Annotated in this window: 16 protein-coding genes; 12 read left to right on the top strand and 4 right to left on the bottom strand. The window is 64.2% G+C overall.

The window, feature by feature from the left end; genetic code table 11:
• Positions 1 to 21: 21 nt before the first annotated feature.
• The 3 genes from FOY51_RS01350 (at position 22) to lppU (ending at position 2,160) form a co-directional block, all read left to right on the top strand.
• Complete coding sequence (locus FOY51_RS01350) at positions 22 to 798, top strand: alpha/beta hydrolase (RefSeq protein WP_235916023.1); 777 nt, start codon at positions 22 to 24, stop codon at positions 796 to 798.
• Positions 799 to 946: 148 nt separating this feature from the next.
• Positions 947 to 1,444: a hypothetical protein gene (locus FOY51_RS01355; protein WP_187776128.1), complete on the top strand. Its 498-nt coding sequence runs from the start codon at positions 947 to 949 to the stop codon at positions 1,442 to 1,444.
• A 110-nt stretch (positions 1,445 to 1,554) separates the two neighbouring features.
• The gene (lppU, locus tag FOY51_RS01360; protein ID WP_149428401.1) at positions 1,555 to 2,160 is read left to right on the top strand and encodes an LppU family putative lipoprotein; all 606 of its coding nucleotides are present in this window, start codon (positions 1,555 to 1,557) and stop codon (positions 2,158 to 2,160) included.
• A gap of 3 nt (positions 2,161 to 2,163) precedes the next feature.
• Here the strand turns inward: lppU and FOY51_RS01365 are convergent, their stop codons facing one another.
• Together FOY51_RS01365 and FOY51_RS01370 are read right to left on the bottom strand one after the other, a co-directional pair.
• Positions 2,164 to 3,174 carry a fused (3R)-hydroxyacyl-ACP dehydratase subunits HadA/HadB gene (locus tag FOY51_RS01365; protein ID WP_149428402.1) on the bottom strand — a complete coding sequence of 337 codons (1,011 nt, stop codon included), beginning with the start codon at positions 3,172 to 3,174 and terminating at the stop codon, positions 2,164 to 2,166.
• A complete protein-coding gene (locus FOY51_RS01370) occupies positions 3,171 to 4,046 on the bottom strand; it encodes a cyclopropane mycolic acid synthase family methyltransferase (protein WP_149428403.1) in 876 nt (291 codons plus the stop codon). The genes FOY51_RS01365 and FOY51_RS01370 overlap by 4 nt, the downstream gene beginning before the upstream one ends.
• Before the next feature lie 217 nt (positions 4,047 to 4,263).
• Here FOY51_RS01370 and FOY51_RS01375 point away from each other — a divergent pair, with 217 nt between their 5' ends.
• A complete protein-coding gene (locus tag FOY51_RS01375; RefSeq protein WP_149428404.1) occupies positions 4,264 to 6,459 on the top strand; it encodes a molybdopterin oxidoreductase family protein in 2,196 nt (731 codons plus the stop codon).
• Between the two features lie 4 nt (positions 6,460 to 6,463).
• On the opposite strand, the gene FOY51_RS01380 is transcribed toward FOY51_RS01375, so the two are convergent.
• On the bottom strand, positions 6,464 to 6,925 hold the full coding sequence (locus tag FOY51_RS01380) for a GtrA family protein (protein ID WP_290367868.1): 462 nt from the start codon (positions 6,923 to 6,925) through the stop codon (positions 6,464 to 6,466).
• Between the two features lie 46 nt (positions 6,926 to 6,971).
• Between FOY51_RS01380 and dprE1 the strand changes: the two genes are divergently transcribed.
• From dprE1 to FOY51_RS01395, 3 genes are all read left to right on the top strand, one after another.
• Positions 6,972 to 8,369 (top strand): decaprenylphosphoryl-beta-D-ribose oxidase, encoded by a 1,398-nt coding sequence (dprE1, locus tag FOY51_RS01385; RefSeq protein WP_149428405.1) that lies wholly within the window; start codon positions 6,972 to 6,974, stop codon positions 8,367 to 8,369.
• A 47-nt stretch (positions 8,370 to 8,416) separates the two neighbouring features.
• The gene (gene dprE2 / locus FOY51_RS01390) at positions 8,417 to 9,178 is read left to right on the top strand and encodes a decaprenylphospho-beta-D-erythro-pentofuranosid-2-ulose 2-reductase (protein ID WP_149428406.1); all 762 of its coding nucleotides are present in this window, start codon (positions 8,417 to 8,419) and stop codon (positions 9,176 to 9,178) included.
• Positions 9,179 to 9,267: 89 nt separating this feature from the next.
• Entirely contained in the window at positions 9,268 to 11,076 is a 1,809-nt protein-coding gene (locus FOY51_RS01395; protein WP_149428828.1) for a galactan 5-O-arabinofuranosyltransferase, read from the top strand.
• Between the two features lie 69 nt (positions 11,077 to 11,145).
• On the opposite strand, the gene FOY51_RS01400 is transcribed toward FOY51_RS01395, so the two are convergent.
• Entirely contained in the window at positions 11,146 to 11,613 is a 468-nt protein-coding gene (locus FOY51_RS01400) for a MarR family winged helix-turn-helix transcriptional regulator (RefSeq protein ID WP_149428407.1), read from the bottom strand.
• 74 nt (positions 11,614 to 11,687) lie between these two features.
• Between FOY51_RS01400 and FOY51_RS01405 the strand changes: the two genes are divergently transcribed.
• The 5 genes from FOY51_RS01405 to FOY51_RS01425 are packed head-to-tail and all read left to right on the top strand — an operon-like array spanning position 11,688 to position 21,440.
• Positions 11,688 to 12,209 (top strand): carboxymuconolactone decarboxylase family protein, encoded by a 522-nt coding sequence (locus tag FOY51_RS01405; protein ID WP_235916024.1) that lies wholly within the window; start codon positions 11,688 to 11,690, stop codon positions 12,207 to 12,209.
• A 31-nt stretch (positions 12,210 to 12,240) separates the two neighbouring features.
• Entirely contained in the window at positions 12,241 to 14,067 is a 1,827-nt protein-coding gene (locus tag FOY51_RS01410; protein ID WP_149428408.1) for a glycosyltransferase family protein, read from the top strand.
• Positions 14,068 to 14,094: 27 nt separating this feature from the next.
• Positions 14,095 to 17,298, top strand: a complete 3,204-nt coding sequence (locus FOY51_RS01415) for an arabinosyltransferase domain-containing protein (protein WP_149428409.1) — start codon at positions 14,095 to 14,097, stop codon at positions 17,296 to 17,298.
• A gap of 54 nt (positions 17,299 to 17,352) precedes the next feature.
• Positions 17,353 to 20,661 (top strand): arabinosyltransferase domain-containing protein, encoded by a 3,309-nt coding sequence (locus FOY51_RS01420; RefSeq protein WP_371830391.1) that lies wholly within the window; start codon positions 17,353 to 17,355, stop codon positions 20,659 to 20,661.
• Positions 20,662 to 20,675: 14 nt separating this feature from the next.
• The gene (locus FOY51_RS01425; RefSeq protein ID WP_149428411.1) at positions 20,676 to 21,440 is read left to right on the top strand and encodes a polyprenol monophosphomannose synthase; all 765 of its coding nucleotides are present in this window, start codon (positions 20,676 to 20,678) and stop codon (positions 21,438 to 21,440) included.
• Positions 21,441 to 21,442: the final 2 nt, after the last annotated feature.

Genomic DNA, 21,442 nt, shown 5'->3' on the forward strand with positions numbered 1-21,442 from the left:
GTCGACGACAAGGGGCGGTCAGTGTTCTTGATCAATCGGGTGCAGCGGCCACCGCTGAACGCCGTCTTGTTCCAACCGACGGCCGGCGTGCACGCGACGCCCGACATGGCCGGCCTCGAGTACGTCGATCTGGACATCACCACCTCCGACGGCGTCGTGCTGCACGGCTGGTGGATTCCGACGTCCAGGCCCCGAATCGGCCATGTGCTCTTCGCGCACGGCAACGGCGGCAACATCGGCGACCGCATCCTCCACGCTCAACTTCTTTCCGAAGCCGGATTCGACGTGCTCCTCTTCGACTACCGGGGTTACGGCTCGAGTGCCGGCCGCCCCTCCGAGCGGGGAACGTACCTGGACTCGCGAGCGGCACGGACTGCTCTGCTCGCTCAGGACGGCGTAGCGGGCGGTCGGACTTTCTACCTCGGGGAGTCGCTGGGCGGCGGCGTCGTCCTCGAATTGGCGTTGGCTCATCCGCCCGCGGGTGTGATCCTGACGTCGACGTTCAGCAGCGTCCGTGACGTAGCCCGTGAGCACTTCGCGATTCTGCCGTCCTTCCTGGTTCCCGATGCCTATCCCAACGCCCGCCGAATCGCCGAACTGCAGGCCCCGGTGCTTATTCAGCACGGCGCCGTCGACGATCTCGTCCCCGTCGAGCAGGCGCATCGCAACTACGCTGCCGCGGCCGGACAGAAGGAACTGCAGGTGATCGACAACGCCGGGCACAACGACCTGGTGGTCCTCGCCGGGCGCGAATGGGTGACGGCGATCACCTCCTGGTCAAGCCGATTATCGATGTGACCGGCGACACATTTGTCTCATTCGTGCTGGTTGGACGGCCCTCCAAAGGTCCTACGTGTTAATTGTGCAGAACTCACAGAAACTTGCCAGTAACCTTTCATCGTTCTTCGCCGATACGTCGTGTGGAGTAGCAAGAAGCCCCACACGAATGGAGAAGACAGTGCGCACCACGTCCGGAACCTCCCTCCTCGACCGCGACCTCACCGCTACGGCGGACGGGTACAGCGATCGCGGTTGGAACGTTGCGACGACGGCAAACGGGATCTCGTTGATCACCGATGCCGATGTCGCCGGGATCGAGATCCCCGCCGAACACGCTGACGCTGTCCGCCACTACATGCGGGCAAACCAGATGGTCGGACCGGTCATCGAGCTCCCCGGAACACCGAGTCGTGAGATCCACTTGGTCACCGGCATCGCCAACGCAAGCATGGCGATCGCAGCACTGCGCGCAATCGGCGCCATCGTGCATATGGATGGCGCGGGGATCCCGCTGCCGCCCACCCAGTTGGTCGCAGGCAGCGCCCGCTGGTCCGTCAGCCCGGAAGAGTCACGCTGGCTCCCGCCGGTGGTCGCCGTCGGTGCCGCTGTCCGCGCCGTCACGTCCGCCCGCTGGTCCGAGAGCGCTCGCCGCGTCGCTTCCTGATCTGACGCCGTACCCGTCGGGTGCCTGACTTCGCACCCCAGGGTGTCTGTTTCGAGTAGCCCACTGCATCGACTCTTGTCGTATCACCCGATACGACAGCAGGAGCCCCGATGCTCGGACCTCGCTACCTTCTTCTTCGATCCACATCCTTCGCAGCCGTTCCCGTTGGGCTCGCGGCTGCCGCGCTGCTGCTCACCGGATGCGGTTCGGACATCACGCCGCATGCCGTCCCCGCCATGCAGGACGCCGTCTCGCCACCGGCCTTGGTTGTCGACTCGGCCCCCACGCGAGGACCGAAGCCCGCTGCCGTCGATCCCAACTTCGACGCCGAGATCGGTGACTGTGTGACGCTCAGCGGCACCATGGCGTCGCCCGTCATCGCGCATGCGGTGTGTGGCAGTTCCGCAGCCAACTTCACCGTCGTGCAAAAGGCTCCGACGCACACTCAATGCGTTTCCGACGTGGATATGTGGTACGCCCGCACCCGCAACGGACAAGAAGTGGGTGCGCTCTGTCTCGACGTGGATTGGGCTGTCGGCGACTGTATTTCGACGGCAGGTGACTGGCCGACGCGCATCGACTGCGCATCGGGTTCGGGTGCGGCCATCCGGGTTACCGACATCATCGACGGAACCGACAGCACCGACGGCTGCGCAGGCCACAGCGGCGGCGTCTACAGCGAGCGCAAACGCGTCGTGTGCGTGCAGCCGATCTAGCGACTACCGCAGCTGGACTGTCGCAGTCGAACGGCCGAATATCTTGCTGCCGTTCGCCGTTGCGGTCAGTGCGATCGTCGCTGTTCGTGTCGCAGGGTCGACAGTCTTGACCTTTCCGACGAAATCGACCGCGGCGGGCGCGTCGTTGCCGACGTAGACCGGCCTGGTGAAACGCACCCCGTAGTCGCACAAAGCGCCTGGGTCGCCGAGCCAAGTTGTCAGGTATTCGGCACCCAATCCCATGGTGAGCATGCCATGCGCCACCACGTCGTCGAGGCCGACGAGGCTCACGATGTTCTCGTTCCAATGGATGGGGTTTGGGTCACCGGCAACGCCCGCGTAGTTCACCAGGTCGCCGCGCCGCAGATACGCCGTGCTGGTCGGCAGCTGATCGCCGACGGCGATGTCGGAGAACTCGATTCGCGGTTGCGACGGCGTCCGCTGCGGCTCGGCGGCAACGTAATCCGCGTCGGCGATCAAGCCCACGGTGGAGCTTCGGTTCGCCGACTCTGCCATCAACACCTGCTGCGCGGCGTCCGCGATGTGCTCGTCGATGACGCCGCCCGCCCGCGCGATCGCCGTGGTCAGACTCGCCTGCACAACGGCACCGGAGCTGTCCGTGATGTCGGTCTTGAAGACGAATGTCTCCTGGCCATGGCTCGACCGGAACGACTCCAATGCAATTCGACTGTCCAGGATGTCACCGGAACGGACTGGTCGGTACGCCGTGATGTGTTGCTCGGTGTGCAGGACCTGACTCAAATCATAGTTGGGCAGAAACTCGGAGAACACGGATCGCTGAGCGATGCCGCCGAGAATTGCCGTGAACGTGGTCGGTGCGATCAATGCGTTGTGCCCCAACGCATTCGCAGCGACCTCGTCGTAGTGCGCCGAATGGGTGGCCTGCACCGCGCGGGAGAACTCGCGTATCTTCTCCCGGCCTACCTCGTAATGATCGGAGATGCGATACACGCGACCGAGTAGGGATTCGACGTCGTCTACGGCAACTGTCATCGGTTGGGCTCCAGCGAAAGTGTGAATTGCATGATGTCGATGTACCCCTTCCGGAAGAGCTCTGCACACCCGGTGAGGTACTTGATGTAAGTGTTGTACACCTCGATCGATGTCAGCCGAACCGCTTCGGTCCTACGCGCTTGCAGAGCGGCCGCCCAACTGTCGAGTGTTCGTGCGTAATGCTGCTGCAGCGGATGAATTCGATCGACCCGAAAGCCTGCCCCTTGTGCACCGGTGACCACCCACTGCGGCTCCGGCAGCTCGCCGCCCGGAAAGATTTCGCGTTGCATGAAGCGAGCGAATTCCAAGACGCTGCGGTCGATCGGCAAGCCCTTGGCACGAATCTCGTGCCGGTTGTACTGGACGATCGTGTGTAGCAGCATTTTTCCGTTGTCCGGCAGCACATCTCGGCACTTGGCGAAGAAGGCCTCGTAGCGTTCGCGTCGAAAGTGCTCGAACGCACCGATACTGACGATCCGATCGACAGGTTGGTCGAATTCCTCCCAGCCCTGCAGAAGTACCTGCGCGCTGCGGCTTTTATCCTGGCGCGCCGAAAGTAGATCGGTGACGTAGTCGAACTGGTTGCGACTCAGCGTCAGTCCGATGACATCGACGTCGTAGCGTTGCGCAGCGCGGAGAATCGTCGATCCCCAGCCGCAGCCGACATCGAGCAGCGTCATGCCCGGTTCTAGATCGCATTTGCCCAGGGCAAGATCCACCTTGGCGCGCTGCGCTTCTTCGAGCGTCATGTCGTCGCGCTCGAAATACGCGCAACTGTAGGTGCGGGTCGGGTCGAGAAACAGAGCAAAGAAGTCGTCGGAGAGGTCGTAGTGGGCTTGCACATCGTGGAAGAACGGTTGCAGCTTCGCCATGTGAGACACACACCTTCATGTGGCATCGAAAATTGCGGTGCGCCGCTGCTTGACTTCACCCTTGTCTCTGTCACGAGGTAGCGCGGCGAATGGTTCAGCCGTGGTTGCGCGACATGTGAAAGTGAAGGATTTCGATCGGATACCGAGCAATATCCTTCAGAACTGGATCTCGAGTTCGAGGGTTCGCTGCAGCGCCCGCGAGGGACAGTATGGATCGATGACGACTGTTCATCGCACGTGTCCGCTCTGCGAGGCGGTCTGCGGACTGACGCTCACCCTCGACAGCGACAATCGCGTCACGTCGGTCAAAGGCGACCGCGACGACCCGTTCAGCAAGGGATTCATCTGCCCGAAAGGCGCGAGCCTGGGAAAGCTCGACGAAGATCCCGACCTGTTGACGACGCCGATGATCCGCGAAGGTACGCAATGGCGAACGGCGACGTGGGACGAGGCGTTCGACGCCGTCGCGGTCGGGTTGAACAAGGTGATCGAAGAGCATGGCCGCAAGTCGCTCGCGCTCTACCTCGGTAACCCGAATGCGCACACGGTCGCGGGCGCGCTCTACGGCGGTTCGGTTGCGCGCGGACTCGGGACCCGCAACATCTTCTCGGCCAGCAGCCTGGATCAGATGCCGAAGCACGTTGCGAGCGGGCTGATGTTCGGCGATCCGCTGACCATCGCCGTTCCGGATCTCGACCGCACCGACTACCTGCTGATGCTCGGCGCCAACCCGCTCGAATCCAACGGCTCGCTCTGTACCGCACCGAATTTTCCGGGTCGCCTCAAGGACATTCGGAAGCGCGGCGGCAAGCTGGTGGTAGTCGATCCGCGGCACACCCGGACCGCGGCGTTGGCTGACGAACACATCTTCGTCCGCCCCGGCAGTGACGCCTACTTGCTCTTCGGAATCGTCAACGTGCTGTTCGCCGAGAATCTCACAACGGTGAGCGTCGACGTCGACGGTCTGGCAGCGATCCGCGAAGCCGCCGTCCCGTTCACACCCGAGGCGGCGGCGCCGCGCACCGGTGTACCCGCCGACGTCATACGGCGGATCGCGCGCGAGCTCGCCGCCGCTCCCACGGCGGCCGTCTACGGTCGAATCGGCACCTGCACAGCCGAATTCGGGACAGTCGCACAATGGCTGGTCGATGTGATCAACGTGCTCACCGGCAACCTCGATCGGGCCGGCGGGGCGATGTTCCCCCGACCGGCGACAGCACTCCCCCGTCGCAGCAGGCCGTATCGCACAGCCCGGTGGACCAGCCGCGTACGTGGACTGCCCGAAGCCAATGGCGAGCTTCCCGCAGCGGCACTAGCCGAAGAGATCGAGACCCCGGGTGAGGGCCAAATTCGCGGAATCATCACCGTCGCAGGCAATCCCGTGCTGTCGCTGCCCAACGGCGCCAGATTGGACACGTCGCTGCAAGAGGTCGACTTCATGGTCAGCGTCGATCGCTACCTCAACGAGACCACCAAGCACGCCGACGTGATCCTGCCGCCGCCACAGACATTGCAGTCGTCGCACTACGACTTTGCATTGCTCGCGTTCGCGGTCCGCAACTACACGCGCTACTCGCCGCCCGCGGTCGCCTTGGGCGATCGACCGTCGGAGTCGGACATCCTCGCGCGCCTCGCCATGATCGCGGCCGGGCTGGACGGCGATACCGCCGCGCACGACGAATTGATCATCGACCAGACGCTCCGGAAAGCAGTTGCTGCACAAGGATCCGGCGTATTCGGCCGCGACGTCGGTGACCTCCGAGCGTCGTTGCAGGGCGAAACCGGTGCCGAGCTACGACTGGACATGATGCTGCGCCTGGGACCGTACGGCGAATGGTCCGGCGTCGACGGCGCCGACCTGTCGTTGCAGAAGCTGCTCGACAATCCGCACGGACTCGACCTCGGTCCGCTGGAACCGCAACTGCCGGACTGCTTGATCACCGCGTCCGGGAAAGTCGAGCTGGCACCGCCGCAGCTCCTCGCGGACGTCGAGCGGCTGAAAGCCGGACTCACACAAACACAACCGGAGATCGTGCTGATCGGGCGTCGACAATTGCGGTCGAACAACAGCTGGATGCACAACGTGTCGACGCTGGTCGGCGGATCCAATCGGTGCACGCTGCTGATCAATCCCGCGGATGTCGAACGGCTGGGGCTCGGCGACGACGCCGTCGTGAAATCGGCTGCGGGCGAGCTGATCGTCCCGCTGGAGCCGACCGATTCGATCATGCCCGGCGTCGTCAGCCTGCCGCACGGCTGGGGACACGGCGCGAGCACTCAGTCGGTCGCGGCGGCGCATGCCGGTGTCAACGCGAACACGTTGACCGACGATGCGCACGTGGACGCGCTCTCCGGAAATGCGGTGTTCAACGGCGTTCCGGTGACGGTCTCGCATGCGTTCAGTGTTTCTTGAAAACTCAGTGGATCTTGAAGATGATGGTCCGCTGAACGATGAAGTTGATCACCGTCGCCGTGCCCTGAGCGATGACGAAGGCGAGCAGGATTCGCCATTTCGCGGGGTCGTATAGCAGCGTGTTCAGCCCGACCTGCACCGCGAACGTGACCGCATAGAGCACGACGACTGCGATGAAGCGAGACCTGCTCGGCTCGGCCTTGAACGTCCAGCGCCGGTTGATCAGGTATGCCGTTGTGGTGCCACAGATGAAGCTGATGGACTTCGCGAGTGCGACGGGCATGCCGAGTGCAAGGCCGACCGCATAGAGCCCGAAGTCGACGATCGCAGACAGCCCGCCGGTCAGGGCGAATCGGACAACCTGCGTCTTCAGGTCGACATCGGTGCCGCCCGGCTCGTCGACCAGCGGCAGCTCGACCGGTAGCGGAAGATGCGGTTCTGGTTGGACGGGCAAGTGTTCGGGCACGCTGACGAGGGTAGGCGACGACGCTGCTGCGGTAGCCTCTAACTCGATGTCAACCACAATTCCCACCCAGACGCGGTCCCTTTCCGGCTGGGGGCGTACCGCTCCCACGACCGCCCAGGTGCTCGCCACTCCCGATGTCGAGCTGATCGCCAAGGCGGTCGCTCAGGTTGCCGAGCAGAACGACGGCAAGCCCTCTCACCTGCGACGCGGCGTCATTGCGCGCGGTCTGGGTCGGTCATATGGCGACAGCGCCCAGAACGCCGGCGGGCTCGTCATCGACATGAATCAGTTGAACAAGATTCACAGCATCGACGCGCAGACCGCCCTGGTCGACATCGATGCCGGTGTGAACCTCGACCAACTGATGCGCGCTGCGCTGCCGTTCGGCCTGTGGGTGCCCGTGCTTCCCGGAACCCGTCAGGTGACCATCGGCGGCGCCATCGGATCCGACATCCACGGTAAGAACCATCACAGCGCGGGCAGCTTCGGCAACCATGTGCGCTCGATGGATCTGCTGACAGCGGATGGCCAGGTGCGCACGATCACGCCGGAGTCCGACTCGGAACTGTTCTGGGCGACTATCGGCGGAAACGGCCTGACCGGCATCATCCTGCGGGCGACGGTCAAGATGACACCGACCGAGACCGCGTACTTCATCGCCGACGGCGATGTCACGGCCAACCTCGACGAGACCATTGCACTCCACAGCGACGGCAGCGAGGACAAGTACACCTATTCGAGCGCGTGGTTCGACGCGATCAGCGGACCGCCGAAGCTCGGCCGCGCTGCCCTGTCTCGCGGCTCGCTTGCGACGCTCGACCAGCTTCCGGCGAAGCTCCAGAAGAACCCGCTCGGGTTCACCGGAAAGACGTTCTTCACGGTTCCGGACATCTTCCCGAACGGACTCGCGAACAAGTACACGTTCGGCCCGATCGGCGAACTCTGGTACCGCAAGGCGGGCACATACCGCGACAAGATCCAAAGCCTGACCGCGTTCTATCACCCGCTCGACCTGATGGGTGAGTGGAACCGGGCGTACGGATCCAACGGATTTCTGCAGTATCAGTTCGTGGTCCCGCCGGAGTCGGTGGACGAGTTCAAGCGGATCATCATCGACATTCAAAAGTCGGGCTTCTACACGTTCCTCAACGTGTTCAAGTTGTTCGGCGAGGGCAACCAAGCACCGCTGAGCTTCCCGATGGCGGGCTGGAACATCTGCGTCGACTTCCCGATCACGCCGGGGCTCAACCAATTCGTCACAGAACTCGACAAGCGCGTCCTCGAATTCGGCGGCCGTCTCTACACCGCCAAGGATTCGCGCACCACCGCAGAAACCTTCCACAAGATGTATCCCCGGATCGACGAGTGGATCAAGGTCCGGCGAAATGTCGACCCCACAGGCGTTTTCATGTCCGACATGGCACGCCGACTCGAACTGCAATAGGCCCCAACCGCGATGAGCCTCGATCTGCCGATTAGCTTGGAGTCCAATTGATCAACGCTGTAGGTAACCCGCAAACGCTGCTGCTGCTCGGTGGCACTTCCGAGATCGGTCTTGCGATCTGCGAGGAGTACCTGAAGAAGGGCCCGATGCGGGTCGTTCTCGCTGCGCTGCCGGGTGATCCGGGTCGCAACGGTGCCGTCGCCAAGCTGACCGCGGCGGGCGCAACCAAGGTCGACGTCATCGACTTCGACGGAATCGACACCGCGTCGCACCCCGCGATGATCGACAAGGCATGGGCCGACGGCGACGTGGACGTCGCGATCGTCGCCTTCGCACTCGACGGCGACCCCGAGGAACTGTGGCAGAACCAGCGCAAGGCTGTGCAGGTTGCCAACGTCAACTACACCGCCGCGGTCTCGGTGGGTGTGCTGGTCGCCGAGAAGATGAAGAACCAGGGCTTCGGCCGGATCATCGCCATGTCGACCGTGGCCGGTGAGCGGGTTCGTCGCTCCAACTTCGTCTACGGCTCCACCAAGGCCGGACTCGACGGCTTCTACCTCGGCCTCGGAGAGGCGTTGCGCGAGTTCGGCGTTCGCGTGCTGGTGGTTCGCCCCGGCATGGTGCGCACCAAGTTCAGCTCGCACGTCAAGGAGGCACCGCTGACTGTCGACAAGGAGTTCGTCGCAGAGTTGGCGGTCCGGTCGTCGGACAAGGGCAAGGATCTGGTGTGGGCGCCAGGACAGTTCAGGTACGTGATGATGGCCCTGCGCCACGTCCCGCGCCCGATCTTCCGCAAGCTCCCGATCTAGCCGACGTGAATTCAGCTGTGGCCACTGCCGCCCCAGCGCGTCGCGCGCTGTCGGCCCCCGCGCGGTCCGCGCTGTTCACTGCAGCCGAAATGGTCGTGGCGGCGATGGTTGCCGCTGTGGTGGCCGCCATCGGGCTGGTTGCGTTCTCGGTGATCCACTGGCCCGCCTTCAACGCATCCAACGTCACCAGGGCGATCACCACTGTCGGCCAGGTTGCTTCCGTTGCCGTCGTTGGCCTTTCGGTCTACCTGACTCGTACGCGCAAATGGCCGATCGCAGCCAAGCTGCTGTCGTGGGCAGGGCTGTCGGCCTTCGTCACGGTCACGCTGGGGATGCCCCTGGCCGCAACCAAGCTCTATCTGTTCGGCGTATCGGTCGACCAGGAATTTCGTACCGAGTTCCTCACCCGGATGACGGACACGGCGTCGCTGCACGACATGACCTACGCCGACCTGCCGTCGTTCTATCCGGCAGGCTGGTTCTGGGTGGGCGGTCGCGTCGCCGATCTGCTGGGCATGGCGGGCTGGGAAGCCTTCAAGCCGTACGCCATCGCCTCGCTCGCGGTTGCGGCCGTCGTCGCGATGGTGTTGTGGAGCAAGCTGATTCGATCGGATTGGGCGGCACCGGTTGCGCTCGCCACCACAGCGGTCGTCCTCGCCTACGGTTCGCCCGAGGTCTACGGCGCAATCATCGCCGTAGTAGTACCGCCCGCACTGATTCTCGCGTGGGGCGGGCTGTACAAGCCGAGTTCCGGTTGGGGTGCCGTCGTCGGAACCGGTGTGTTTCTTGGCATCTCGGCGACCTTCTACACGCTGTACGCCGGCTGGGCCGCATTCACCGTCGGCCTGATGGCACTGGTCGCCGCGGTCGCCATGCGGTCGTTCGCGCCGATCGTGCGCATGGTGGTGGCCGGCGCGATCGCAGGTGTGATCGCGCTGATCGTGTGGCTGCCGTTCCTGCTGCAACTGCGTCACGGCAGTCCGCCGAGTTCCGGAACCGCGTTTCACTATCTGCCCGGATCCGGTGCGCAGCTAGAGTTTCCGATGTTGCGCGCCGATCTGTTCGGCGCGCTGTGCCTGATCGGAACCGTGTGGCTTGTCATCCGCGGTACGTCCTCGCGGCGGGCGCAGGGCATCGGTATCGGCATCGTCGCCATCTATCTCTGGTCGTTGGCGTCGATGGCCGCGACAGCGGCAGGGACGACCCTGCTCTCGTTCCGCCTTGCCCCGATCCTGTTCTCGCTCTTCGCCGCTGCCGGCGTCTTCGGTTTCATCGAAGGCGCTCGCGCGATCTATCAGGCCCTCAACGAACCGCCCCGATTCCGGTACGCGGTGCTGACCATCGGCGTCATCGGCGCGCTCGCGTTTTCGCAGAACATTCCGCACGTGCTCGAGCCCGAGATCAACACGGCGTATACCGACACCGACGGCAACGGCGTCCGCGCCGACAAACGCCCGCCCGGTGCCGTTGCCTTCTACGGCGACATCGACAAGGCACTTACGCAACGGATTTCGCGCCCCCGCGGCGATATCGTCGTTCTGACGGCGGACACCAGCTTCCTCAGCTATTTCCCCTATCTGGGCTTCCAGGCGCTCACGTCGCACTACGCAAACCCGTTGGCGGACTTCGCCGGTCGGGCGGCGGCGATCAAGTCGTGGAGTGAGTTGAAGACCCCGGACGAGTTGGTGGCCGGGCTGGAGAAGAGCAAGTGGCGCGCACCCGACGCGATCCTGTTCCGCAACGGTTCCGACGGCTACAGCCTTCGCCTCGCCGAGGACGTCTACCCCAACGATCCCAACGTGCGTCGCTACACGGTGAGCTTCGACAAGAAGCTGTTCGACGATCCGCGGTTCACGGTCACCGACATCGGACCGTTCGTATTGGTGACGCGGAACTAGCGAGCCAGGGGCCCCCCGCCTCCACTAGACATTGTCGGGGGACCACTCGCTCGCGCCGGTAACTCGACGCTAGCCACCGAACCAACCCTGGACATCGAGGCTGAATCCGTCGGCGGGTGTGACGCGTCGTAACCCCGCCTCGAGTTCGTTCAACCGCACCGGTCCCATCTCGGCTGCCCAGCGTTGCCTGAGCGCGTCGAAGATCACGGCGGAGCGCCGCAGCGAGTCGATGCCCCGCTCGGTCAGCAGCACCAGTTTTCGACGGGCGTCGCGGGGATCGTCGGAACGCACCGCGTATCCCATCGCCTCCAACCGGTCGATGGTCTTGCCCGCAGCTTGCTTGGACACACCGAGCCGACGACCCACCTCGGTCGCCGATGCACCGTCGATCCCGATCGCCTGCATCGCGAATCCGTAGGCGGGTCGCACGCCCGGGTGGCCCTGGTTCGCGAGCTCCCGATGCAACTCGTCGATCAGCGACCTGAAGCCGGCAAACAGCAGCAGCGGCAGCTCGAACCCATGCGACTCGCTTGCCATACTTAGACAACCATGTTTACTATTTGGTCAACCATGTTGTCGAATTTAGCATTTTCGAGAGAAAGGTCCGTCACATGTTCACAACCCACACCCACGACACCGCTCCCGCTGCCGGTCACGCAACGATGCTGGCCATCACGAACCAGTTCGGATTCCTCCCCTCCGCCGTTGCATTGATGGCCGAGTCGCCAGAGCTGTTGCAAGCCTTCAGCAGGGCAAACTCCCTGTTCCAACAGTCCAGTTTGTCCCCGATTGCACGTGAGACGCTGGTACTCGCCATCGCCGAGCGCAACGGCTGCGAACTCTGCGTCGCGATGCACACACCCGCACTGATTCGACTGGGCGGATCACCGGAATCCACAGACCCCGCACTAGTGACGCTACGCACCTTCGCCAACGCCGTCATGGACACCACAGGGGCCGTCGACGACGACCAGCTCGACGCCTTCATCGCTGCTGGTTACACCGCCCGCAACGCGCTCGAGGTGGTGCTGGGCATCGGCACCTACACCCTGTCGACCTTCGCGAATCGACTCACCAAAGCGCCGATCGATCCCCAGTTCGCCGCTGAGAAAGATCACAGCCTGACTCGGTAGCGTCGTCTGCCGATACAGATCAGGAGAGTGTGTGAGGCAGGCGCAAGGAACGACGCTCGACCATTCGGTACTCGATTTCACGCTCGAGACGCCGGCCCCCGAGGCACCCGTTTCTCGCAAGACGCCCAGATTCCAGCACGCACTGATCGGGATCGGCTACCTTGCCATCGCGTTCGTCGTTCTCGAACGGCAGTGGCGCGATCTGGGCACCGGCTATCTCGTGAAGAGCGGCCAGGACCAGACGATGTGGGAGTGGTTCTTCGCCGTCACCGCGCACTCGATCGCCCATCTGGAGAACCCGCTCGGCACAACGCTGCAGAACTATCCACTCGGCGTGAACCTTATGGCAAACACCGCCATGTTCGGCGTCAGCGTTCCGTTGGCACCGATCACGTTGCTGTTCGGCCCGACGGTCACCTACGTTCTCGTGCTGACGCTGGGGCTCGCGGGGACAGCGTTCGGGTGGTACTGGGTGTTTGCCAAGGAAGTGGTGACGTCCCGGTTCGCGGCAGCCGTCGGTGGTCTGTTCTGCGGTTTCGCGCCGGGCATGGTGTCGCACGCGAACGGGCATCCGAACTTCGTCGTACTCGTCCTCCTCCCGCTGATCGCGCTGCAGGTCATCAAGCTCAGTCGCGGCGACAACAAGTTGCGCGGCGGCGCGATACTCGGCGTGCTGCTCGCGGGACAGATCGGGCTCGGCGAAGAGCCGCTGCTGATTTTCGCGTTCGCTTTCGCGGTTTTCGCGCTCGTCTACTACTTGCACATGCCCAAGGCGGCCGTCACCGCTGTTCGACGTGTTTACAAGCCGGTCCTACTCGGCGGTGCCATCGCCGTCTTGATCACCGGCGCCGCGCTGTGGTGGCAGTTCTTCGGCGCGCAGAGCTACCGCTTCCTCGACCACGGTCAGATGGGCAACGACGCCAAGGCACTTGTGCAGTTCCCGTCGGAGTCGCTGGGCGGCATGTTCGCGCCCGGACAGAACGTCGCGATCAACGCCACCGAAGAGAACGCGTACTTCGGTTGGCCGCTGCTGATTCTGGTCGCCGTCATCGCTGTGTGGTTCTGGCGAAACAGGATTGCGCGAGCCGCCACCGTCACCATCGTCGTGTTCGGCGTCATCTCCCTCGGTGCGGAACTGAAGATCGGCAAATCCGATACCGGCATCAAGATGCCGTGGCATTGGCTCGGCGAATACCCGTTGATCGAGTCAGTACTCGAGACTCGCTTCGCGCTGGCGTGCATCCCGGCGATCGGCATCCTGCTCGCCCTGGCCACGCAGCGCGCGTTGACGACTCCGATCCGTTCGGTGTCGACCTTCTGGTTCGTCGGTCTTGTCGTCGCACTGCTTCCGTTGACCCCGACTCCGCTGCCCGTCACAGATCGGACACCCGCGCCGCAGTTCTTCGCGAACGGCGATTGGCGCGAATTCTCCAGTGGCGGCTCGGTAGTCACCGTTCCACTGCCCGCGCCGGAGCGAGCACAGCCCCTGCAGTGGCAGGCCGACACCGACTTCGAATACTCCATCGTCGGTGGATATTTCGTCGGCCCGGCAGGCAGCTCACAGCGTAACTCCGCCCACGAAAACGCCGAACAGAAGGGCAAGTACGGACCCATCGACCGTCCGACCGCACTGTTGTTGGCGAAGGTCGCGAAAACCGGGATCGTGCCCCCGATCGACGCGAGTACCCGGGCCACCGCGCAGGACGATCTGCACTACTGGCGGGCCGACATGATGGTGCTTCCCGGCGGGCGCAACGAGCCCGCGCTGGCGGCCACCGTCGAACAACTGCTGGGCCGCCCAGGCACCCAGGTGGACGATGTGAAGGTCTGGGATGTGCGTGGTGACGTGCACGGATGACCCCCGGCGCGGTTAACATCGTGCCTTGTGCCACCTGAGCAGCCTGCTGTCACCCGTAGCCGTGTAGTTCGTCTCGTCGCGATCGTCGCCGGGTTGCTGGGGTTCGTCCTCGCCCTTGCCACGCCGCTACTGCCCGTCCGGCAGGATGCGGCTCACATCGATTGGCCGCAGCAGGGCGCGGTCAGCGTGGAAGCACCGCTGGTGTCCTACACACCGATTCAGTTCGACGCGACCATCCCGGCTGCCGCAGCTCGTGATCTCGGCGCCGACGGTGGGGTGTTGCTGTCGACCGTCCCGAAGCAGTCCAGCGAGGCGAGCAGCGACGGTCTGGTGGTCAAGGTCGAGGGCGGCAACGTCAACGTCGTCCTCCGCGACATTCCGCTGCTGTCCGCACCCCTGACCGCCTTGCGTGATTCGTCTCGTATCGTCGTCACCTCCACAGTTGCGCACACCGCAGCCGAAATCACCGACACCACTCCCGATCCGGTCAAGGCCGACGTTGCTCGCGACATTCGCCCACAGATGGTCGGCATCTTCACGGACCTGAAAACGGTCCCCGCAGGCGCGACCGCACACGTGGATCTGGATTCCCGCTTCTCGTCGAGCCCGAGCGCGCTGAAACTCGCCGCGATGATCGTGGCTGTGCTGTCGACACTGGTCGCGCTGGTCGCATTGCACCTGCTCGACGGCGTCGATCGGCGCAAGCCACGTCGCTTCCTTCCCGCATCGTGGTGGAAGGTGACGCCGGTCGACGGCGTGGTGGTCGGAACCCTGTTGGTCTGGCATGTCATCGGTGCCAACACCTCCGACGACGGCTATCTGCTGAACATGGCTCGCCTGTCGGATCATTCGGGCTACATGGCCAATTACTACCGCTGGTTCGGAGTGCCGGAAGCACCGTTCGGCTGGTACTACGACGTCCTTGCCGCATTCGCAAAGGTCTCGACGGCCAGCCCGTGGATGCGCCTGCCTGCGTTGGTCGCGGCGATCCTGTGTTGGATGCTGATCAGCCGAGAGGTGCTGCCCCGCTTGGGCGCTCGCGTGAAGAGCAACAAAGTCGCGCTGTGGACGGCAGGCTTGGTGTTCCTGGCGTTCTGGCTGCCCTACAACAACGGGCTGCGGCCGGAACCGATCATCGCTCTCGGCGCTCTGCTCACCTGGTGCTCGATCGAACGAGCCATCGCCACCGGACGGCTGCTCCCCGCCGCCGTCGCTGTGCTGATCGCCGCGTTCTCATTGGCTGCCGGTCCGTCCGGCCTGATCTGTATCGCCGCCTTGATCGCGGGCTCACAACCGGTGTTGCGGGCGATCATCGCCCGTGCCCGAACAGTCGGGTTCGCATCGCTGATCGCTCCCGGCCTTGCCGCGGGAACCGTTGTGCTGGTGGCGATCTTCGCGGATCAGACGTTGGCAACAGTGCTCGAGTCGACGCGCGTGCGGACCGCAATCGGGCCCAACGTGAAGTGGTTCGACGAACGTGTGCGCTGGGACGCTCTGCTCACGATCGGCCCGGACGGCTCGTTGGCGCGTCGGTTCGGCGTCTTCGTGATGCTGCTCTGCCTCGTGGTGTGCACCGCACAGCTACTACGCAAGGGCGGCCGAATTCCCGGAGCATCCAAAGGCCCGGCGACACGCATCCTGGGGATCATCTTCGGGTCGTTGCTGTTGATGATGTTCACCCCCACCAAGTGGACCCATCATTTCGGTGTGTACGCCGGACTCGCGGGATCGCTTGCGGCACTTGCAGCAGTCGCCGTCGGATCCGCGAGCATTCGGTCGCCGCGCAACCGCACACTGTTCGCGGCGGCAGTGATGTTCCTGCTCGCCCAGTCGTTCACCAGCTCCAACGGGTGGTGGTACGTGGGTAGCTACGGCGTGCCGTGGTGGGACAAGCCGCCGACGATCGCAGGTAAGGGATTCGCGACCATCTTGCTCGGCCTCACGATTCTCCTGCTACTGCTCGCCGCCTGGCATCACTATCGAGCGCCGTACATCAAGCAGCGCAACAACTCTCGACCGGCCCGCATGCGCAGGATCGCCCCTGCCCCGCTGACCATTGCCGCCGGAGCCGTCGTCGTATTCGAGGTGCTGTCGTTCGCGAAGGGCGCCGTAGCGCAGTATCCGGCGTACTCGATCGCCCGCTCCAACATCGACGCGCTCACCGGCAACATATGCGGGCTGGCCAACGACGTGATGGTCGAGACCGATCCGAATGCCGACATGCTGAAGCCGCTCGTCGGCTCGGTGGGCGACGGATTGTCCGGTGACTCAACCAATTTCACACCGAACGGCGTCGCCAACGATCTCACCGCGGATGCGGAGGAAAAGAGCAAGGGCGGGGCCAACAGCATCGCCACCGACTCCTCTACCACCACATCGACCACCGGCGCGGGTACCGGTGGCGGTACCGAGGATCAGGGCGGCGTCAACGGGAGTCGCGTGATGCTGCCGTTCGGACTGGACCCGGCGCGCACGCCGGTGATGGGCAGCTATCAGACCGGCGAGCAGAAGACCGCGAAGCTGACGACGCAGTGGTACGGATTGACCCGTTCCGGGCCCATCCTCGTCGTCACCGCCGCTGGGCGCATCAACTCCGTCGACAAGGACGGCGTCGTGACCTATGGCCAGGACCTGAAAGTCGAGTACGGCACGCGCAACCCCGACGGCTCGGTCGCGGTGCACGGATCGGTGCCGCCGCTGGATATCGGGCCGTCGCCGTCGTGGCGCAACCTGCGAGTGCCATTGGATCGGATTCCACCGGATGCGAACGCCGTTCGGCTCGTCGCAGTCGACAACGACATCACCCAACGCCAGTGGCTCGCGGTCACGCCACCGCGCGTGCCGGTCATGAAGACGCTCGACGACGTAGTCGGTCGCACCGATCCGGTGCTACTGGACTGGTCGGTGGGGTTGGCGTTCCCGTGCCAGCGTCCGTTCGATCACCTTTACGGCGTTGCCGAGGTTCCGAAATACCGGATCCTGCCCGACCGCAACGGCGCCGACTCCACGAATGCCTGGCAAGACGCGATCGGCGGTGGGCCTTTGGGGTGGATGCCCGATTTGCTGGCGTCGGAGACTGTTCCGGCTTATTCGAAGGACGACTGGGGCCGCGACTGGGGTTCGCTGGAACGGCTCACACCTCTGGACAAATCGGCGGTTCCTGCCAAGGTCGACGTCGTCGAAACCGGTCGTTCCGGACTGTGGACCCCCGGACCCATCAAGGAGAAATAGCGCAGGTCCGTCAAGCAGCGTTAGCTCTGCAATCACTCCTATAACATCTTGTCCGTGCCAGATGTCGTGACAGCTCCACCGGTCGTCCCGCGTGTCGACCTACGCAAAGAGTTCCGAACAGCCCGTCTGATCGCGATCGTGACCGGACTCCTCGGTGCGCTCTTGGCTCTCGCGACGCCATTTCTTCCCGTGGTGCAGACAACGGCAGCCGTGAACTGGCCGCAGGGCGGGCAGGTGGCGAGCGTCGACGCGCCGCTGGTATCCGAAGTACCCATCGACCTCGGCGCGTCCATCCCGTGCTCGACGGTGAACCAGGTGCCCGCCCGTGGCGGGATCATGCTCGCGACGTCACCCCCACAGGGTGAAGGCGCCGCGCTGAGCGCGATGTTCGTCCGGGTGTCCGAGACGTCGGTCGACGTGCTGGATCGCAACGTTGTGGTCGCGACCGCACCGCGAGCCGACATGGGCCGCTGCCAGACCATCACCATCACCTCCGACGCCGATCACACGGTTGCGGAATTCGTCGGTCTCACCGATACCTCGGGCAAGCCGGTGAAGGGTGAGCTGAAAGGCGATCTCCGGCCGCAGGTGGTCGGCGTCTTCACCGACTTGACCGGCCCGGCACCCGAGGGCCTGAAGTTCTCGATGAACGTCGACTCGCGGTTCTCCTCGACGCCGACGATCGTCAAGCTGGTCGCGATGCTCGGAGCGCTGCTGTGCACGCTCATTGCGCTCGGCGCCCTCGCCCGCCTCGACGGCACCGACGGTCGCGGCCACCGCCGCTTCTTCCCATCGCATTGGTGGAAGCTGACCGGCGTCGACGCGATCGTGGTCGGGACGCTGGTGGTGTGGCACTTCATCGGCGCCAACACCTCCGACGACGGCTACCTGCTCACCATGGCGCGAGTGTCCGAGCACGCCGGCTACATGGCCAATTACTACCGCTGGTTCGGCGTACCCGAGGCACCGTTCGGCTGGTACTACGACGTACTTGCGGCGTTCGCGAAGGTCTCCACCGCGAGCCCGTGGATGCGCCTACCCGCACTGATCGCCGGACTGCTGTGCTGGATGGTGATCAGCCGCGAGGTGGTGCCGCGCCTCGGTCGGGCGGTCCGCAACAATTCGGTAGCCCTGTGGACCGGCGGCCTTGTGTTCCTTGCCTTCTGGCTTCCCTACAACAACGGTCTGCGTCCCGAGCCGATCGTGGCCGTCGGCGCCCTGCTCACCTGGTGCTCCATCGAACGCGCCATCGCCACCGGCCGCCTGCTCCCTGCCGCCGCTGCCTGTTTGGTGGGTGCGTTCACGCTGGCCGCGGCACCGACCGGCCTGTCGTGTGTGGCGGCGTTGATCGCCGGTGTCCGCCCGCTGACCCGCATCATCGTCAAGCGTCACCGGCTGGTCGGCACGCTGCCGCTGCTGGCACCGATCACCGCGGCAGGCGTCTTGGTGTTGACCGTGGTCTACGGCGACCAGACCTTCGCGGGGATCAACGAAGCAAACCGGGTTCGTCAGCTGATCGGGCCGAACCTGCAGTGGTACAAGGACTTCCTGCGCTACTACTACCTGTTCGTCGACACGGTGGACGGCTCGCTCGCTCGTCGATTCGCCTTCCTGGTGATGATCCTCTGCCTCGCGACCACGCTGTTCATCCTGTTGCGTCGCAAGCGGATTCCCGGTGTTGCCAATGGTCCGGCGTGGCGCCTGATGGGCATCGTGTTCGGAACCATCTTCTTCATGATGTTCAACCCCACCAAGTGGACCCACCACTTCGGTGCGTACGCCGGTATCGCCGGATCGTTGGCGGCGCTGACCGCGGTTGCCGTGTCTGCCAGCGCATTACGGTCTCGACGCAATCGCACCATGTTCGCCGCCGGACTCCTGTTCGTCCTTGCGCTGTCGTTCTCCGGCATCAACGGCTACTGGTACGTGTCGAGTTACGGCGTGCCGTGGTTCGACAAGCAGGTGTCCCTTGCGGGCAACAAGTCCAACACCGCGTTCCTGCTGCTCTTCTTCTTGGCGCTCGTGCTGGTTGCCTGGCAGTACCTACGTGAGGGCTACGCCAAACCGCAGGTGAAGGCGAACACCGCCAAGGGCAGACGGATCAGGATGTTCGCGGCGGCACCGCTGACCGTGATCGCCGGCTTGATGGTGCTCTTCGAGGTGCTCTCCCTCGCGAAAGGCGCTGTCGCACAGTATCCCGCGTACTCGTTGGCTCGATCCAACTTCGACGCGCTCAAGGGCGAGTCGTGTGGGCTCGCCAACGACGTGCTGGTGGAACCGAACGCCAACGACGGCATCCTGCAACCGCTGATCGACCCTGCCAACCCGCCGAAGGACCCCAACGACCCGCTCGGTGGCGGCAACCCGACCGGCTTCACCCCCAACGGAATTCCGACGGATCTGTCGGCCGACACGGTCGCGGTGAAACCGGGTCAGGGCAATACCGATTCGCAGAGCGTCGGACCGGTCTTCGAGGGCGGCCAGAATGCCGGCACCGGTGGCGGCACCGGTCGTCGCGGCGTAAACGGCAGCACGGCCAAGCTGCCGTACGGCCTCGACCCCGCCACAACGCCTGTGCTCGGCAGCTACCAGGAGACCACGCAGGAACCTGCCACGTTGACGTCGAGTTGGTATCAATTGCCGGCTCGCAGTGCGGATTCCCCGCTGGTCGTGGTGTCTGCGGCGGGTCGCATCTGGTCCGTCGACACCAGCCAGGTGGTCACCTACGGCCAGTCGTTGACCATCGACTACGGCAAGCGCCAACCCGACGGCACCGTGAAGGTCGAGGGCAACTACCTGCCCAAGGACATCGGACCCGCGCCTTCGTGGCGCAACCTGCGCGTGCCGCTCGACGAGATCGCACCGGACGCCGACGTGGTTCGCATCGTCGCAAACGACCCCAACCTCACCGGCGATCAATGGCTGGCCTTCACACCCCCGCGGGTGCCGAAGTTGACGTCGCTGAACACCTTCATCGGCAAGGATCAGCCGGTGCTACTGGACTGGGCCGTCGGGCTGCAGTTCCCGTGCCAGCGGCCGTTCAACCATCGCTACGGTGTCGCAGAAGTGCCCAACTACCGCATTCTGCCGGACCGCCCGCTGGCCGTGTCGTCCACCGACACTTGGCAATCGGCGGACAACGGCGGCCCGTTGCTCTACACGGAGGCGCTCGCCAGTTCGGTCACGTTGCCGACCTACCTGAAAGACAACTGGGGCCGGGACTGGGGTTCGCTGGAGCGCTATACCCCGTACTACCCGAAAGCCACGGCGGCGACGATCGACACCGCTGAGGTGACCAGATCGGGCTTCTGGAAGCCCGGTCCGCTCCGTGTCTTCTGTCCGCCGCACTGCATCGACGAGTGAGAGGTGTCGAAAAGTTGACCGACCAGCCCGCTGCCATACCCGCACCGTGGAGTGACTCCGACGTTGTCGTGGTCATTCCCACGTTCAACGAAGCCGACAACGTTCCGTTGGTGGTGGGGGAACTGCTCGCGTTGCCGCTGCCGAATCTGCGAATTCTGATCGCGGACGACAACAGCCCCGACGGCACCGGCGAGGTGGCGGACAACCTGGCGCTGGCGAACCCCGGACGCCTGATCGTGTTACACCGCACCGGCAAGCAAGGCCTCGGCCGCGCATACGTCGACGGCATGAACGCGGCGCTCGATGCTGGTGCGGACTTCGTCGTACAGATGGACGCAGATCTCTCCCATCCGACGGAGTACGTACCGCAATTGCTCGGCACGATGCTGTCCACGGGTGCGGGTTTGGTGATCGGATCCAGGTACGTCTCCGGTGGCGCACTGGCCGAAGACTGGCCCTTACACCGAAAAATGTTGTCCGGCTTCGCGAATTTCTACGTAGAGCGGTTGCTGAGCCTGCGAGTCAAGGACATGACCGCAGGCTTCAAGATGTGGCGTGCCGATGCACTGCGCGAGATCGACCTCGATCGCATCCGCAGCAACGGCTACTCCTTCCAGGTCGAGATGCACTTCCTGGCCCAGAAGCAGGCCGTCAAGACACTGGAGATCCCGATCCACTTCAACGAACGGCAGCACGGTGAGTCGAAGATGTCGTTCAAGGTGAAGATGGAAAGCGCTATCGTGCCGTTCCGTTTGCGGTGGCATCACCGCAAGGCTTGAGT

Source organism: Antrihabitans cavernicola (assembly GCF_008297975.1).
GTDB classification, from domain to species: Bacteria; Actinomycetota; Actinomycetes; order Mycobacteriales; family Mycobacteriaceae; genus Antrihabitans; species Antrihabitans cavernicola.

Excerpts from the sequence above, each read along its gene's own strand:
- FOY51_RS01355 (WP_187776128.1), top strand. The coding sequence starts at position 947 with ATGGAGAAGACAGTGCGCACCACGTCCGGAACCTCCCTCCTCGACCGC.
- lppU (WP_149428401.1), top strand. The coding sequence starts at position 1,555 with ATGCTCGGACCTCGCTACCTTCTTCTTCGATCCACATCCTTCGCAGCC.
- FOY51_RS01365 (WP_149428402.1), bottom strand. The coding sequence starts at position 3,174 with ATGACAGTTGCCGTAGACGACGTCGAATCCCTACTCGGTCGCGTGTAT.
- FOY51_RS01370 (WP_149428403.1), bottom strand. The coding sequence starts at position 4,046 with ATGGCGAAGCTGCAACCGTTCTTCCACGATGTGCAAGCCCACTACGAC.
- FOY51_RS01375 (WP_149428404.1), top strand. The coding sequence starts at position 4,264 with ATGACGACTGTTCATCGCACGTGTCCGCTCTGCGAGGCGGTCTGCGGA.
- dprE1 (WP_149428405.1), top strand. The coding sequence starts at position 6,972 with ATGTCAACCACAATTCCCACCCAGACGCGGTCCCTTTCCGGCTGGGGG.
- FOY51_RS01395 (WP_149428828.1), top strand. The coding sequence starts at position 9,268 with ATGGTCGTGGCGGCGATGGTTGCCGCTGTGGTGGCCGCCATCGGGCTG.
- FOY51_RS01400 (WP_149428407.1), bottom strand. The coding sequence starts at position 11,613 with ATGGCAAGCGAGTCGCATGGGTTCGAGCTGCCGCTGCTGCTGTTTGCC.
- FOY51_RS01405 (WP_235916024.1), top strand. The coding sequence starts at position 11,688 with ATGTTCACAACCCACACCCACGACACCGCTCCCGCTGCCGGTCACGCA.